The following is a 15684-nucleotide window of genomic DNA, read 5'->3' on the forward strand; positions in this document are numbered from 1 at the left end:
CGGTGTTATAGCTTGATTCATCAACTTGCCAGCAAGCTGGTTATATATTTTTATGAATCACGGCGCATATGGTTCTGTCTTTTCCGTTAATATCTTTCAGCACTTCCACTTTCGCGTCCTTAAATGCTTTGAGGAACAGCTCTTTGATTGCTTCTCCCTGTTTCCAGCCGATTTCAAAAACAACAAACACTTTATCCTTCATGATTAGCGGAATGTCTTCCATAAACCGCTTATAAAATTTCAGTCCGTCTCCGCCATCAGTGAGAGCGTGCAGCGGCTCATGAAAACGGACAATTTCCGACAGATCAGCCATTTCTTCTTCTGAGATATATGGAGGATTTGAAACGATAATGTCGGCTTTTTTTCCCGCCTTAATAAAAGGCTCAAGCAGGTCGCCCTCATAAAAGCAAACATCTGCTCCGAGCTTTTCCGCATTAGCAGAAGCAACTTGCAGCGCCTCTTTTGAGATATCGACAGCCGACACGGAAAAGTTTTGATTTTCAAGCGAAAGCGTGACAGCTATTGCGCCGCTCCCTGTACCGACGTCAACAACCTCAAGCTTGTCGCCCTCAGAAAAGATATGCTTATATTTTTCAAGCAGATGATAGACAACCTCTTCTGTTTCCGGCCGCGGGATCAGCACATCATCATTCACCATAAATTCCCGGCCGTAAAAAAATTCTTTTCCGATAATGTACTGAACCGGCACGCCCTCTTTATGCATCTCAACGTGGCGCTTAAAGCGATATAGCTCGTCTTCGCCGATTGGTTCCCGCAAGTTAGCAAGCAGCTTGCTCCTGTCCATTCCAGTATCATTAAGCAAAAGAAGCTCAGCCGCATTTTCTTCTCTTCCCGCTGCAGTTAAATAAGAAGAAGCCCATTTCAGGGCTTCAAATATTGTCTTCATCTTAGCCTTCCGACTGCTGAAGCTTGCTTGCTTGATCTTCAACGATCAGCGCTTCAACCACTTCATCAAGTTTTCCTTCAAGGATCTGGTCAAGCTTTTGAATCGTCAGGCCGATTCTGTGATCCGTCACACGGTTTTGCGGGAAGTTGTATGTGCGGATACGCTCAGAGCGGTCACCTGATCCAACTGCTGATTTCCGTGTTTGATCATATTCAGCTTGGGCTTCCCGCTGAAATTTATCATAGATTCTGGCACGGAGAACCTTCATTGCTTTTTCTTTGTTCTTGATTTGAGATTTTTCATCCTGGCATGATACAACAACACCTGTCGGCAAATGGGTCAGACGAACCGCAGACATTGTTGTGTTAACGCTTTGTCCGCCCGGTCCGCTTGATGCAAACGTATCGACGCGGATATCCTTCTCATGAATGTCAACCTCTACCTCTTCTGCCTCAGGAAGACATGCTACTGTTGCAGTAGAGGTATGAATACGGCCGCCTGATTCTGTTTCAGGCACACGCTGCACGCGGTGGGCGCCGTTTTCGTATTTGAGTTTCGAATATGCACCGCTTCCCGTAATCATAAAGATGATTTCTTTGTAGCCGCCCGTTCCGGTTACACTCGCTTCCATGACCTCTGTTTTCCAGCCTTGAAGCTCTGCATAGCGGGAATACATTCTGTACAGGCTGCCCGCAAATAAAGCGGCTTCCTCGCCTCCCGCAGCTCCGCGGATCTCCATGATAACGTTTTTGTCATCATTGGGATCTTTCGGAATGAGGAGCACTTTCAGGCGCTCGGACAGTGTTTCCGTTTCTTTCTGAAGTTCAGAAATCTCTTCCTTCACCATATCGCGCATCTCAGCGTCCAGCTTATCTTCAAGCATCGCTTTTGCATCAGTCAGCTGTTCCGACGCATCTCTGTATTGTCTATATACGTCAACTGTTTCTTGTATATCAGATTGCTCTTTTGAATATTCTCTTAGCTTTTTCGGATCGTTGACTACTTCTGGATCGCTTAAAAGCTCATTTAATTTTTCGTATCGTTCTTCGATTGACTTTAAACGGTCTAACACGGTCTTCACCTCTGTTTTCCTGTGCGTAACATTCTCATTATAGTATAGTGATGAACCCCAGTCAAAAGCATTTCAATCCCAGATGCAAAAGCCCCCTCTGCTATACTGGGAATCAAGGAGGGATCATGTTGCTGAAATCGATACATCATATTGCAATCATATGTTCAGATTATGAAAAGTCGAAAACTTTCTACGTACATAAGCTTGGTTTTCAGGTGATTCAAGAAACGTACCGCAAAGATCGCGGCTCTTATAAGCTTGATTTGTCGCTTAACGGCTCGTACGTCATTGAGCTGTTCTCGTTTCCTGATCCGCCCGAACGCCAAACTCGGCCTGAAGCAGCAGGCCTGCGTCATCTCGCCTTTACAGTCAGCAGCTTGGATGAGGCGGTTCAGGAGCTTCATGAAAAAGGAATCAAAACGGAGCCGATCAGAACAGACCCGCTGACTGGCAAGCGGTTCACCTTCTTTTTTGATCCTGACAAGCTTCCATTAGAACTGTATGAACAATAACGGTTTTTGAAGAAATTAAGGAGAACTCCACTTTCTTTGCCGAATCTTTTCTTGTTTTGTCTAACCGGAAGGGAACCGCATTCTATGGTCGAATACCTAGGCTAAAAAGGAGGTATGGGATCATGAATACAAATAAGGTAGCAAGTGAACTCGGCGTCTCCGCAAAAACGGTGCAGCGATGGGTAAAACAGCTGAATCTTCCAGCCGAACGCAATGAGCTCGGGCATTATTCGTTTACTATAGAAGATGTGAAGGTTCTCAAATCTGTTCAAAAGCAAATTTCTGAAGGCACCGCCATTCAGGATATTCATGTGCCGCAAAGCGTTAAAAAGCGCAGAGGTTTCATTGTCCAAAAAACAAATAACGGTTCGGAACGAAGAATTGAACAGCTCGAACAGAAACTCGACACGCTATTACAGCAAAAACAGGACGAAAATGAACTGCTTGCAAGGATCGGTGAACTGGAACGCCAGCTGAAACAAAAAGCCGATGAGGGGGTGTCTTATCAGCTGCTTCAGCATCGAAGAGAAATTGATGACATCCTTGGAGATCTAGAGGCACTGGCCTCACAAATGAAAGAATTCACCGCCCAGCCGATCCCCGAGACCGCCGCTGCTTCCGAAAAAACCAAAATAAGAAAAAAACCGCTGCTGTCACTGTTCAAATTTCAAACTTAAAGCAAAAAGCTCCCCATAAAGGGAGCTTTTTGTGATTTACGCAGTAAGCGCAATAATAATCGGAAGTGAAATCAATGACAGAACCGCACTGATTACAAATGCAGAAGCTGTTTCTTCCTCTTGTTTCTCGAAACGAGTTGCAATCATGGCTGCTACGGCAGAACCAGGGAATGCAACAAGCAGAATCGCTTTTGTCATTTGGTCAGCTGGTAATCCGACTGCAAGAGCAATCAAGAACATTAACGCAGGCTGAACCGCAACTTTAAGCAGCGCAATTCCAAATGCCGGTATGCTGAATTTGATGCTTCGGATACCAACAGTAACACCGACTGCAAATAGAGCCACACCAGAAGTAGTGCTTCCAAGCTGATCAAGCATTTTAACTGCTAGATCAGGAAGAGTGAAGTTGAAAATCAGCACGATAAGCATACTGATTAACGGAGCAGCTGCAAGCGGCTCACAAAGACCATGCAGGATGGATTTCCCTGTCATCTTCCAGAAGCTGTCATCGCTGTCTTCGTTTTTCTTAGACGACTCACCGACAGTAGCGATAATGATCGCAAGCGGATCAAGAATGGCATTAACAACGATACCTGTTACCGCGATCGGAATCGCGACTTCACTCGCACCGAACAAGCTTCCCAATACAGGAATACCCATAAAAGCGAATGTCGGCTGTGCAGAGTTCAAAGAAAATACGGATGAGTTCGTTAAGTCATATTTAAACACAAATCTGCAAATCAATAAAATAACGATGTAGAAACCAACAATCCCAATGATTAAAGAAACCATTAATGGTACTTGAGATAAAAATTCACTTCTAGAAGTTGTCAAAATACCCGCGATAAAGTGAGCTGGAAGTGCGTATTTCGTTACTAACGTACTTACCCCTTTTGCTGACTTGGCATCATAACTTCCAAAATGTCCTGCAAACCAACCTAGCACGATAACAAAGAAGATCGGTGCCAGGAGGATTAAGATATCTAAGATGCTCAAAATATTCTCCTCCAAATCCTATGTCCGTATACTTTAGCTTTACAAAAAGCTTTCCCTCGGACGAATAAATTTACTCGCTAATTATTTCGCGATGACTTTTTTGTATTCCGGTGTCCACATTGCATCAAGAACCGCTTGTTTCACATCTTCAGGCTGACGATTTGCTACGCCATCTTTAATTGCCGCTTCAGCAACTGCAATCGCAACTTCAATAGAAACTTCTTGAAGCTTGTCAATGCTTGGAAGCAATCCTGCTCCAGGTGTTTCAAAGTCAACCATTTCAGCAATCGCATCAGCAGTCGCAGCAAACATAGCAGGCGTTATTACACTCGCTTCCGCTACGATTGAACCAAGTCCAAGACCAGGGAACGCGAATGCGTTGTTAGATTGTCCAATTTCATAAGAAACACCGTTGTATTCTACATTGTCAAATGGGCTTCCTGTTGCGATAAGCACTTTTCCGTCAGTCCATTTGAAGAGATCTTCTGGTACAGCTTCAGCAAGGTGAGTCGGGTTAGACATCGGCATGATAACCGGACGATCTGTGTGAGATGCCATTTCTTTTACAATTTCCTCTGTGAACGCACCTGAAACCCCTGAAGTACCAATTAAGATTGTTGGTTTCGCTTGACGAACCACTTCATCGAATGGAATTTGGCCTTTTTCATCGCGTTTCCACTCTTTCACTTCATCTGTAGTGCGAAGGTAAGGTTTTTGGAAATCAAGGATGCCTTCGATTTCTTCAGTCAGCAAGCCTCTGTAATCAATTGTGTAGAAGCGTTTGTTAGCTTCTTCTTCAGATAATCCAGCAAGCATCATTGTGTCACGGATTTGGTCAGCAATACCGATACCAGCAGAACCAGCACCGAAGACAACAACACGCTGATCTTTAATAGAAGCGCCAGTTTTCTTCATAGCGGCAAGCACACCAGCTAGTGTAATCGCGCCTGTACCTTGGATATCATCATTAAATGTAAGAATGTCATGGTTGTATTTTTTCATGATATTGCGTGCATTTTTGTTGCCAAGATCTTCCCAGTGAAGAAGCGCTTTAGGGAAGTATTTCAATGCCGCTTTCACATAAGCGTCAACGAATTCTTCATAACGTTCGCCTTGAACACGTTCATGCTTGTTACCAATATATAAAGGATCATTCAGAAGTTTTTCGTTGTTCGTACCGACATCAAGTACAACCGGGATAACACGGCTAGGGTCAATACCAGCAGCAGCAGTGTAAACAGCTAATTTACCGATCGCGATGTTAATACCGCCTACTCCCCAGTCACCGATACCAAGGATACTTTCAGAGTCAGTAGCAACGATAAGATCGATATCTCCCGCTGTCGCATGAAGGTTTTCGAACGCTTTTTCGATGCCGTCAATGTTGTCGATTGACAAGTAGACACCTTGTGGTCTTCTATATTCATGGCTGTATTCCTGAATCGCTTCACCAACTGTTGGTGTATATACAACAGGAAGCATTTCACGAAGATGGTTTTTCAGCAATTTATAGAAAAGAACTTCGTTACGGTTTGCAAGATCACTTAAGTAAACATTTTGACGAAGACGGTCAGGCTGCGCTTGGAATTGCTCGTATGCGCGTTGTGCCTGTTGGTCAAGAGAAAGTACAGTTGGCGGCAGAAGTCCTTCCAAGCCAAGCTCTTGTCTCTCTTCTACTGAAAAAGCAACGCCTTTATTTAAAGTAGGGATAGATAAAACTTCTTTTCCTCTAAGAGTTGTTTCTAAGTGGCCTTCTTGTGTTTTTTTTATGTTATTCAAGCAAATCTCCTTCTTTCATGAAATTGTTAATCAAGTTAAGTAATAACCCATCCAAAAAATAAGATCATGATCTTTATACCGACTTTATGACAATTATTCGAACAATGTCTAAAAACTATTTACATTACGTAAGCTATTGTATGCCTGTCAAAATCAAAATTCAAGAGAAGAAAATTACTTAATTTTTTAATACACTTAATTAAATTTTTTAATTAATTATTATCAGAATATAAAAAAAACACCGGTATTCCACCTGGTGTTTTCCATCTATGTGCCTATGTTTTGGGCTATTTTGTAAATTTATCCGGGACTTCGTGATGGTGTCTGCATCTTGCTTCATATGATTCGGATGCGCCCACCATGATGACCGGATCATCGTAAGAAGCTGGTTTGCCATCAATCAGGCGCTGTGTCCTGCTCGCCGGTGATCCGCAGACGGAACAGACAGCTTGCAGCTTTGTCACACTTTCTGCAATCGCCATAATTTTCGGGACGACGCCGAACGGCTCTCCTCTAAAATCCATATCAAGACCCGCTGCAATCACACGGTAGCCTTTATCAGCAAGAGAAGATAAGACCTCCACAATATTCCTGTCAAAAAACTGCACTTCATCAACAGCAATCACATCCGTATTTTCACTGATGTGAGTCCAAATGTCCGCAGCAGAAGAAATAGCATAGCTCGTCATGGATGTTCCATTATGGGAAACAACTGCATCTTCGCTGTATCGATCATCAATTACAGGCTTAAATACTCTGACTTCCTGCTTGGCGTAAGTCGCTCTCTTTACTCTTCTGATCAGCTCTTCAGATTTTCCTGAGAACATACTGCCGCAAATCAGCTCAAGCCACCCGCTTTGTTTCATTATGTACATAAGCTCCGCTCCCCTCTCTCTGCCAGCTTGTGTTTTAGACAATATAAAAAACAGGCAAGAGTGCTTCTTGCCTGTTGAAAAATCTATTATTACTTAAGACCGTATTTTTTGTTAAAGCGATCAACACGACCATCAGCAGAAGCGAATTTTTGACGGCCAGTGTAGAATGGGTGGCATTCAGAGCAAATCTCAACGCGTACCTCTTCTTTTACTGAGCCTGTTTCAAATTCATTTCCACAAGCGCATTTAACTGTTGCTTTTTTGAAATTAGGATGAATTCCTGCTTTCATTGTATCCATCTCCTTCCGCCCTGAATCCCGTGTGGAAACAGAGTTATTATTTCGGATCATTGTCCGAAACGCATATGAGAAAATTATATCAGTGATTTACTTCTTTTGCAAATACAATTTATCGTCTGGCAGATGATAGATTTGCTTGTTTCCATTCTTGATTGAGTATATCGAAGAATTCCTGGTTCGTTTTGGTTTTTTTCATTTTTCTCATGAATTTTTCTGCGAAATCCGGTGAATCAGACATCGTTTTGCGAATCGACCATAAACGATCAAGGTGCTCTTTAGGCACAAGCAGCTCCTCCTTACGCGTTCCTGAACGGCGGATATCGATGGCCGGGAAGATGCGGCGCTCTGCCAGAGAACGGTCAAGATGAAGCTCCATGTTGCCTGTTCCCTTGAATTCTTCATAAATCACATCGTCCATACGCGATCCTGTATCGACAAGAGCCGTAGCAAGGATCGTTAAGCTGCCGCCCTCTTCGATATTTCTCGCAGCTCCGAAGAAGCGTTTCGGGCGGTGGAACGCTGCTGGGTCGATCCCTCCGGAAAGCGTTCTTCCGCTTGGCGGAATCACTAAGTTGTAAGCGCGGGCAAGACGTGTGATACTATCCATCAGAATGATGACGTCTTTTTTGTGTTCTACTAGACGCATTGCGCGCTCAAGCACAAGCTCAGCCACTTTAATATGGTTTTCCGGCACTTCATCAAACGTTGAACTGACGACATCCCCGGCTACAGAGCGCTCGATATCGGTCACTTCCTCTGGTCTTTCGTCAATCAAAAGCACAATCAGCTCTGCTTCAGGCTGGTTCGCTGTAATACTGTTGGCAATTTCCTTCAGCAGCATCGTTTTGCCGGCTTTTGGAGGTGCAACAATCAAACCGCGCTGGCCAAATCCAACCGGCGCCATCATGTCCATAATTCTTGTAGACAAGAAGTTTGGTTTTGTTTCAAGCACCATTTGGCGGTCTGGATAAAGAGGTGTAAGAGCCGGGAAATGCACACGCTCTTTTGCAGATTCGGGATCATCCCCGTTTACCGCTTCAACGTGCAAAAGTCCATAGTAGCGCTCATTTTCTTTTGGCGGGCGAACCTTGCCTGATACTTTGTCTCCGTTTCGCAAATCGAAACGGCGGATTTGTGAAGCTGAAATGTAAATATCTTCTGAGCTTGGAGAGTAGTTGATCGGTCTCAGGAAGCCGAAACCTTCGGACTGGATGATTTCAAGAACGCCTTCCATAAACAGCAGATCTTCCTGTTCTGCGTTTGCTTTTAGAATAGCGAAAATGAGTTCTTTTTTTGTCAGTTTGCTGTAATAGGAGATTTTATAATGTCTTGCAAGTTCATAAAGCTCTTTCAATTTCATATTTTCCAAAGAGGAAATGGATACGTTTTTCATAAAAACACCACGCTTTTCATAGTCAATATCTTACTCTGCACATATAACCTGCTGCTTTTGCACAACATCCGCCAAAGCACATTCTTTTTTTAACATAAAGGAACTTCTATCGGTAACACTTCCACCCATGATCGGCGCTTTTGTTAAAAGGATTGTCTTAATGAGTTTTGAAGGAAGCGAGGACAAAAACATGAGAAGATCAATACTTATATCGTCTGTATGCGGTAGAAATTGAAATTTTCCTAGTGCTTAAAAGAAGGAATTACGCAGTAAAATTCGCAGCACTCTTTATTTTTACCTTATTTCAGAAAATTATTCAACTGAAATAAGGTTTTGACATGGAATTGATAGAGTTGACGCTTTTCTGCAAAGGAAAAGCGGGCGCACACCCGCTATTTTTGTTTCTTAAGGCTGAATTACAACATTTTAACGCAGCAGCAGAAAGCTCTCTCCTGATCCATAGTCGTGTTGATGGCGCCTGCGACATCGCTAACGTTGATCAAATTAATTCTGGTGCCGGCCTCCCGAAACTTAGATGTCTTTCGTGGCAACGACGTCTTGTTTTTCTTTCGCCACAACTTTTATCAATGTCTGATGCTTCAATCTCAATGCAGCCCACCGCTTTCGATTTTTCGCATATTTATGCCAGGGCCGCGGACTGGACCGTCAGCGACGCTTGCTAAAAGGTTTGTGCCTTCAAGCGAGTCAGCTGCGACATCGGTGCGGGCCCGTTTCCGAGTCCCCTCCGATATACAGATTGGCGCTTCGGTCGCACCCACCAATTCCATAGATAAGATAAACTTTTTCCATGCCCACACGATCTCCTCAAACAAGAAATCATTATGAATTTTGAAGCTGTTCTATTTCTTCGTCAGTCAATTTTTCACGCCAGATTGTCGCTCCAATCCCTTCAAGCTTCTTCTCAAGGTTGCTGTATCCGCGGTCTATATGCTCCAGACCCGTAATTTCCGTGACACCGTCAGCCATCAGGCCGGCAACGACCAGACAAGCTCCCGCACGCAGATCACTCGCTTTCACCTTTGCGCCTTGAAGCTCGACAGGACCAGTGACGATGGCAGATCTGCCTTCTACTTTCATGTTGGCACCCATCCGTCTCAGTTCATCAATATGCTTAAACCTCGCCGAGTAGATGGTGTCTGTGACGACACTCGTCCCTTTTGCCCTTGTCAGGAGCGCTGTCATCGGCTGCTGTAAGTCAGTCGGAAAGCCTGGGTATACAAGGGTTTTGACATCAACCGGCTTTAAGTGTTTCTGCCTGTTGACAATAAGAAGCTGGTCGTCACTTGTTTCGATATGGTAGCCCATTTCTCTCAGCTTTGCCGTTAAAGACTCAAGGTGAGTGGGAATCACATTATCAATAATGACTTCCTTGCCCATTGCAGCCCCTGCAATCATAAAGGTTCCAGCCTCAATTCTGTCCGGAATGATCGTATGCTTACAGCCGTGCAATTCCTTCACTCCGTCAATTCGGATCACATTGGTTCCCGCGCCTTTGATTTTGGCGCCCATGCTGGTAAGCAGTGTCGCGACATCGATGATCTCAGGCTCCTTGGCAGCATTTTCGATGACTGTTTTCCCTTCTGCCAAAACAGCGGCAAGCATAATATTAATGGTTGCCCCTACGCTTACGACATCTAAGTAAATACGTGCGCCTCTCAGCCTGTCTGCACGCAAATAAATGGCTCCCTGCTCATTGGTCACTTCAGCACCAAGCGCTTCAAAGCCTTTAATATGCTGATCAATCGGACGGGGGCCTAAGTGGCAGCCGCCAGGCAATCCGATGACAGCCTGTTTGAAGCGGCCGAGCATCGCCCCCATTAAATAATACGACGCGCGAAGCTTTTTTACTTTCCCGTTAGGAAGCGGCATGCTGATCATTGAGGCGGGGTCAACAACCATTTCCCCATTCTCAAAATGCACGTTGCCGCCGATTTCCTTTAACAGGTCACGCAGCGTTTCAATATCTGAAATCTCTGGAAGCCCTTCAATTGTCACCTCGGAATTCGCCAAAATGGTTGCAGGTATTAAAGCAACAGCACTGTTTTTAGCGCCGCTGATATGTACTGTACCGTTTAACGAGTCACCGCCGGCAATATTCAACTTTTCCATGATAGTCTCCTTCCATAAGAAGATAGCTGCGGAGCTAAATAAAATGTTATTTTATTCTGTCTCTGCAAATAAAGCTCATGTCCAAAATCTAGCCAATTCGAAGAGAAAGAATACAACACATTGTAAAATATCAGAAGAAAATAACGAAGCTTTGCGGGGCACAAATTTCGAAAGTTGCACAGAGACCCGCCGGCTTAAGAGACATTGATGTCATCCGGCAAAAAGCGGTACGCAAACCCTTCGTTCCGATATCAGCTTCTGCAGCCCAATCATTCCTTTTCTGTTAAGTTGCGTCTGCATCTGCAAGTCCGCTGAATCAGGACGATGAAAAAACAAAAGCCGCGGCAAACAGAGATAAAGCGGTTTGCCGCTGTTTGCCATTATTTGTTCCAGTCTGCCAGGAATTGTTCGATTCCTTTGTCTGTTAGCGGATGCTTCGTAAGCGCATGAATGACTTTCAGCGGCATTGTGCCGATATGAGCCCCTCTTAGCGCTGCCTCTGTCACGTGCTGCGGATGACGGATTGACGCTGCAATGATTTGTGTGTCAAGACCATGAATGTCAAAAATCCGTCTGATATCTGAAATCAGATCAAGACCGTTGTGACCGATGTCATCTAAACGTCCCAGAAAAGGTGATACATACGTTGCCCCTGCTCTGGCAGCGAGCAACGCCTGGTTGGCATTAAAAATCAATGTGACGTTAGTTTTGATGCCTAAGTCAGTAAGTGCTCTTACCGCTTTTAAACCGTCAGGCGTCATCGGGATTTTCACCGTAATGTTTGGAGCGATTTTCGCCAGTTCTTTTCCTTCTTCAATCATTTCCTCTGCTTTCAAAGAAATAACCTCTGCGCTTACAGAACCTTTCACAACGTCTGTAATCTCGCGAAGACGGTCGTGGAATGATACGTTAGCTTCTTTTGCTACTAAACTAGGATTCGTCGTTACACCAGCAAGAACTCCTAATTCATTCGCTTCTTTGATTTCATCAATATTGGCTGTATCAACAAAAAATAGCATGACCCAAAAGCCTCCCTGAAAAAGAAATTTTCTGAACAGTGGATATGATTGCGCTTTCTAATGATAGACAGAAAACCGCCTGTCAAGCTGTCAGGCGGCTATAAACGTTCAAATTGAATTAAGCTTGGTTTGAAGAACCAAATTCACGCATTTTACCGATAACTGTTTCTTTGATCGCATCACGAGCAGGTCCAAGATATTTACGAGGATCGTATTCGTCAGGCTTTGCTGCCAATGTTTCGCGAACAGCTTTTGCAGAAGAAATTTGGTTTTCAGTATTCACGTTGATTTTAGCTGTACCAAGTGAAATTGATTTTTTAATGTCAGCAGTCGGAATTCCAGTACCGCCGTGAAGAACTAATGGAAGACCAGTTGTTTTACCGATATCCTCCATTTCCTTGAAACCAAGGTTTGGTTCACCTTTGTAAGGACCGTGAACAGAACCTAATGCAGGTGCAAGGCAGTCGATGCCAGTGCGCTCAACAAGCTCTTGGCACTCCTTAGGATCAGCGTAGATTACGCCTTCAGCGATAACGTCATCTTCTTGTCCGCCAACTGTTCCAAGCTCAGCTTCTACAGATACTCCGTGGAAATGAGCAAGCTCAACAACTTTAGAAGTTGTTGCAATGTTTTCTTCAAATGGATGGTGAGAAGCGTCGATCATAACAGATGTGAAACCTGCATGAATCGCTTTCGCACAAGATTCAAAGCTTGAACCGTGGTCTAAGTGGATCGCAACAGGAACTGTCACTTTGTACTCTTCCATAAGTGCTTTTACCATAGCTACGACTGTTTTGAAGCCGCCCATGTAGCGTCCCGCACCTTCGGAAACACCAAGGATCACTGGAGATTTTTCTTCTTCAGCTGCTTGTAAAATTGCTTGAGTAAACTCAAGGTTGTTTAAGTTGAATTGTCCTACTGCATAACCTTTTTCTTTAGCTGTATTCAACATTTCTGTCATTGAAACTAAAGGCATGTCGAACGTCCTCCTTATGTAGCCTGATTGTCTTCTAGCGAAAAAAGCTCTCCATCCTAGCATGACCCATTTAATGCTGTCATATGTAAATACCAGATCGCTTTTTCTCCATAACTAGAATACCAACTTTTCGACAAATCGGCAACATAATGACATGATTCATTTGTTTCTTCTTTATGTCAGTTAGACTTCAGAGGCAAATATTTTTTCACTGCATCTCGGATTTCATCAATGTCAAACGGCTTCGCAAAGTGCGTCAAAGCGCCCAGTTCCTTCGATTCCTGGATCATGTCGAGCTCTCCGTATGCCGTCATGATAATTACCCGGATGTTTTCGTCAATGACCTTCATCCGTTTCAAAATTTCGATACCATCCATTCCGGGAATTTTCATGTCGAGAAGCACAAGGTCAGGCCGTTCTTTTGTCACAATGTCAAGTGCCTGCAGACCGTTTGCAGCCTGAAACGTCTGGTAGCCTTCTTTATTGAATACTTCGTTAAGCAAAATACGTATGCCGTATTGATCATCAACGATTAAAATTTTTTCATTCATCATTTTACACCCCAATATTATGATTTTCGTCAAAAGTAAGCAGTAGTGTATGTATTCTGTTTGATTTTCCTATTTCCTTTAATTATAATAGTCTACTTTACGACATTTTCTGCGCATTTTCTCTTTTGTTGTATACTGATATTGTACGTTATAAAGGAGGATTCACTTATGTTGAAAATATTCACGACGCAGTTAACAGGTATTTTTTCCCGCATTCAGGATAAGGAATCTGACGCGATTGAAGATGGGGCGCGGCTGCTTGCTCAAGCAGTGATTAGCGGGCATTCCATTTATTTATACGGAGCTAATGAGCTTCAAGGCGTCTTTTATGAGGCAACCGAAAGTAAAGAACCATTCCCATCTGTCAAAGCCTTTCCAGAAAGCGCTGAGGACGTGACTGAAAGCGACAGGGTACTGATGTTTTGTTCAGGATCGGGCACAGCTGAAGAGCAGGCGCTGGCGAAAGAGCTTTTTGAAAAAGGTGCAGGGGTCGTATGCGTATCACCGGCAGCTAATGACAGTGCGGGAATTGAACAATATTGTGATGTACATATTGACTCTAAATTAAAAATGCCGCTTGTTCCTGATGAAGACGGCACCCGTTACGGATTTCCTTCTTTAATGACGGCATTGTATGTCTACCATGCTTTATCGTTTACATTAAAAGAAATCCTGCAAGAGTATGCATAATATCTTATTGTAATGCTGGATCTTACAGGAAACAAATAAAAAAGACTTGCCCGCTTTTGACAAACGGCAAGTCTTTTTTTATCACTTCTGGTTTGCAGCTTCGACAGACGCTCCAATAAAGCCTTTGAATAGAGGCTGAGGTCTTGTCGGTCTTGACTTGAACTCTGGGTGGAACTGAGAAGCCACGAACCAAGGGTGATCTTTCAGTTCGATGATTTCAATAAGGCGTCCGTCAGGGCTTGTGCCCGAGAATACGAAGCCTTGATCTTCCATTTGCTGTCTGAATTCGTTGTTGAACTCGTAGCGGTGGCGGTGGCGCTCGTACACCACTTCATCCTGATACACTTCAAAGGCTTTTGTGCCTTCTTCAAGCTTACAAGGGTAAAGACCAAGCCGTAGCGTTCCTCCGAGATCTTCAATATCTTTCTGTTCAGGAAGAAGGTCAATGATCGGGTATTGAGTTGATGGATCAATTTCCGCTGAGTGAGCGCCATTTAAGCCCAATACATGTCGTGCGTATTCAATTGACGCAACCTGCATACCTAAGCATATGCCAAAGAATGGAATGTTGTTTTCACGCGCGTATTTTGTGGCGACGATTTTTCCTTCAACACCGCGGTCTCCGAATCCGCCCGGCACGATGATGCCGTCCGTTCCGTTTGCGAGTTCTTTGATGTTGCTTTCTGTCACTTCTTCAGCGTTGATCCATTTGACTTTGACATCTGTGTCAAACGCATAACCCGCATGGCGGAGTGATTCAACGACAGAAATATATGCGTCAGGAAGCTCAACGTATTTACCGACAAGGCCGATCGTAATCGTTTGTGATAGGTTGCTGACTTTGTTCACAAGCTCTTTCCACTCAGACATTTCCGCTTCTTTACATTCCAATTGCATGTGATTGCAAACTAGTTTATCAAGCCCTTGTTTTTGAAGCTCGAGCGGAATGGAGTAAAGGTTGTCCGCATCTTCACACTCGATCACCGCTTTTGTATCGATGTCGCAGAATAACGCGATTTTATCTTTCATATCTTGAGATATCGGCATTTCTGTGCGAACGACGATGATGTTTGGCTGAATGCCTAAGCTGCGTAATTCTTTTACACTGTGCTGTGTCGGTTTTGTTTTCAATTCGCCTGCCGCTTTAATGTAAGGAACAAGCGTACAGTGGATGTACATCACGTTTTCGCGGCCGATGTCACTCTTCATTTGGCGGATCGCTTCAAGGAATGGCAGTGATTCGATGTCTCCGACAGTACCGCCGATTTCTGTAATAACGACATCCGCGTTTGTTTCTTTCCCCGCACGGTAAACACGGTCTTTCAGTTCGTTTGTAATGTGCGGGATGACTTGTACAGTTCCGCCAAGGTAGTCTCCGCGTCGTTCTTTTTTAAGAACTGTTGAATAGATTTTACCTGTTGTCACATTGCTGAATTTATTCAAGTTGATGTCGATAAAACGCTCATAGTGACCAAGGTCCAAGTCTGTTTCAGCGCCGTCATCTGTTACAAATACTTCACCGTGCTGGTATGGGCTCATTGTTCCCGGGTCAACGTTGATGTATGGATCAAATTTTTGAATCGTCACGTTCAGCCCGCGGTTTTTCAGCAAACGTCCCAATGAAGCTGCTACAATACCCTTTCCAAGTGAGGATACGACTCCCCCGGTTACAAAAATATATTTCGTCATTTCGTTTGCTCCTCTCTTCGCTCTTAGCTACATGCTTAAAATGTACTGTTTTATAGAAAATCATTTAGCCTTTTAAATGATTTATAAGAAAAAATGAGGGGTGAAAATAAGAAAGCTCC

17 protein-coding genes are annotated in these 15684 nt (G+C 43.9%); 3 read left to right on the forward strand and 14 right to left on the reverse strand.

Annotated elements, in window-relative coordinates:
• Positions 1–40: 40 nt before the first annotated feature.
• On the reverse strand, positions 41–907 hold the full coding sequence (gene prmC, locus AAGG74_RS12685; RefSeq protein ID WP_429675714.1) for a peptide chain release factor N(5)-glutamine methyltransferase: 867 nt from the start codon (positions 905–907) through the stop codon (positions 41–43).
• A gap of 1 nt (position 908) precedes the next feature.
• Positions 909–1979 (reverse strand): peptide chain release factor 1, encoded by a 1071-nt coding sequence (gene prfA / locus AAGG74_RS12690; RefSeq protein WP_162103990.1) that lies wholly within the window; start codon positions 1977–1979, stop codon positions 909–911.
• A 125-nt stretch (positions 1980–2104) separates the two neighbouring features.
• On the opposite strand from prfA, the gene gloA2 reads away from it, so the two are divergent.
• Together gloA2 and racA are read left to right on the forward strand one after the other, a co-directional pair.
• Positions 2105–2491, forward strand: a complete 387-nt coding sequence (gloA2, locus tag AAGG74_RS12695; RefSeq protein ID WP_429675715.1) for an SMU1112c/YaeR family gloxylase I-like metalloprotein — start codon at positions 2105–2107, stop codon at positions 2489–2491.
• 122 nt (positions 2492–2613) lie between these two features.
• The gene (gene racA / locus AAGG74_RS12700) at positions 2614–3168 is read left to right on the forward strand and encodes a chromosome-anchoring protein RacA (protein WP_429675716.1); all 555 of its coding nucleotides are present in this window, start codon (positions 2614–2616) and stop codon (positions 3166–3168) included.
• Positions 3169–3204: 36 nt separating this feature from the next.
• Here the strand turns inward: racA and AAGG74_RS12705 are convergent, their stop codons facing one another.
• The 11 genes from AAGG74_RS12705 to spo0F all read right to left on the reverse strand — a co-directional run bounded on the left by AAGG74_RS12705 (position 3205) and on the right by spo0F (position 13189).
• Positions 3205–4164, reverse strand: coding sequence for an AEC family transporter (locus AAGG74_RS12705; RefSeq protein ID WP_162103835.1), 960 nt, complete (start codon positions 4162–4164; stop codon positions 3205–3207).
• An 81-nt stretch (positions 4165–4245) separates the two neighbouring features.
• The gene (gene malS / locus AAGG74_RS12710; RefSeq protein WP_162103834.1) at positions 4246–5943 is read right to left on the reverse strand and encodes an oxaloacetate-decarboxylating malate dehydrogenase; all 1698 of its coding nucleotides are present in this window, start codon (positions 5941–5943) and stop codon (positions 4246–4248) included.
• Between the two features lie 287 nt (positions 5944–6230).
• The gene (locus tag AAGG74_RS12715; protein ID WP_162103833.1) at positions 6231–6818 is read right to left on the reverse strand and encodes a thymidine kinase; all 588 of its coding nucleotides are present in this window, start codon (positions 6816–6818) and stop codon (positions 6231–6233) included.
• An 89-nt stretch (positions 6819–6907) separates the two neighbouring features.
• The gene (rpmE, locus tag AAGG74_RS12720; protein WP_003151132.1) at positions 6908–7108 is read right to left on the reverse strand and encodes a 50S ribosomal protein L31; all 201 of its coding nucleotides are present in this window, start codon (positions 7106–7108) and stop codon (positions 6908–6910) included.
• A gap of 118 nt (positions 7109–7226) precedes the next feature.
• Positions 7227–8510 (reverse strand): transcription termination factor Rho, encoded by a 1284-nt coding sequence (rho, locus tag AAGG74_RS12725; RefSeq protein ID WP_010328939.1) that lies wholly within the window; start codon positions 8508–8510, stop codon positions 7227–7229.
• A gap of 30 nt (positions 8511–8540) precedes the next feature.
• Complete coding sequence (locus AAGG74_RS12730) at positions 8541–8702, reverse strand: hypothetical protein (RefSeq protein WP_162103832.1); 162 nt, start codon at positions 8700–8702, stop codon at positions 8541–8543.
• 413 nt (positions 8703–9115) lie between these two features.
• Positions 9116–9328 carry a hypothetical protein gene (locus tag AAGG74_RS12735; RefSeq protein ID WP_429675717.1) on the reverse strand — a complete coding sequence of 71 codons (213 nt, stop codon included), beginning with the start codon at positions 9326–9328 and terminating at the stop codon, positions 9116–9118.
• A gap of 22 nt (positions 9329–9350) precedes the next feature.
• The gene (gene murA, locus AAGG74_RS12740; protein ID WP_429675718.1) at positions 9351–10640 is read right to left on the reverse strand and encodes a UDP-N-acetylglucosamine 1-carboxyvinyltransferase; all 1290 of its coding nucleotides are present in this window, start codon (positions 10638–10640) and stop codon (positions 9351–9353) included.
• Positions 10641–11020: 380 nt separating this feature from the next.
• Positions 11021–11659 (reverse strand): fructose-6-phosphate aldolase, encoded by a 639-nt coding sequence (gene fsa, locus AAGG74_RS12745; RefSeq protein WP_225493211.1) that lies wholly within the window; start codon positions 11657–11659, stop codon positions 11021–11023.
• Between the two features lie 118 nt (positions 11660–11777).
• Positions 11778–12635, reverse strand: a complete 858-nt coding sequence (locus tag AAGG74_RS12750) for a class II fructose-bisphosphate aldolase (RefSeq protein ID WP_162103828.1) — start codon at positions 12633–12635, stop codon at positions 11778–11780.
• A gap of 179 nt (positions 12636–12814) precedes the next feature.
• Positions 12815–13189 (reverse strand): sporulation initiation phosphotransferase Spo0F, encoded by a 375-nt coding sequence (spo0F, locus tag AAGG74_RS12755; RefSeq protein ID WP_003227621.1) that lies wholly within the window; start codon positions 13187–13189, stop codon positions 12815–12817.
• A 165-nt stretch (positions 13190–13354) separates the two neighbouring features.
• On the opposite strand from spo0F, the gene AAGG74_RS12760 reads away from it, so the two are divergent.
• Entirely contained in the window at positions 13355–13876 is a 522-nt protein-coding gene (locus AAGG74_RS12760) for a DUF2529 domain-containing protein (protein ID WP_429675719.1), read from the forward strand.
• A gap of 81 nt (positions 13877–13957) precedes the next feature.
• Here the strand turns inward: AAGG74_RS12760 and pyrG are convergent, their stop codons facing one another.
• Positions 13958–15565: a glutamine hydrolyzing CTP synthase gene (gene pyrG, locus AAGG74_RS12765; RefSeq protein WP_429675720.1), complete on the reverse strand. Its 1608-nt coding sequence runs from the start codon at positions 15563–15565 to the stop codon at positions 13958–13960.
• Positions 15566–15684 lie beyond the last annotated feature (119 nt).

Source organism: Bacillus mexicanus, assembly GCF_050445615.1.
GTDB lineage: Bacteria > Bacillota > Bacilli > Bacillales > Bacillaceae > Bacillus > Bacillus mexicanus.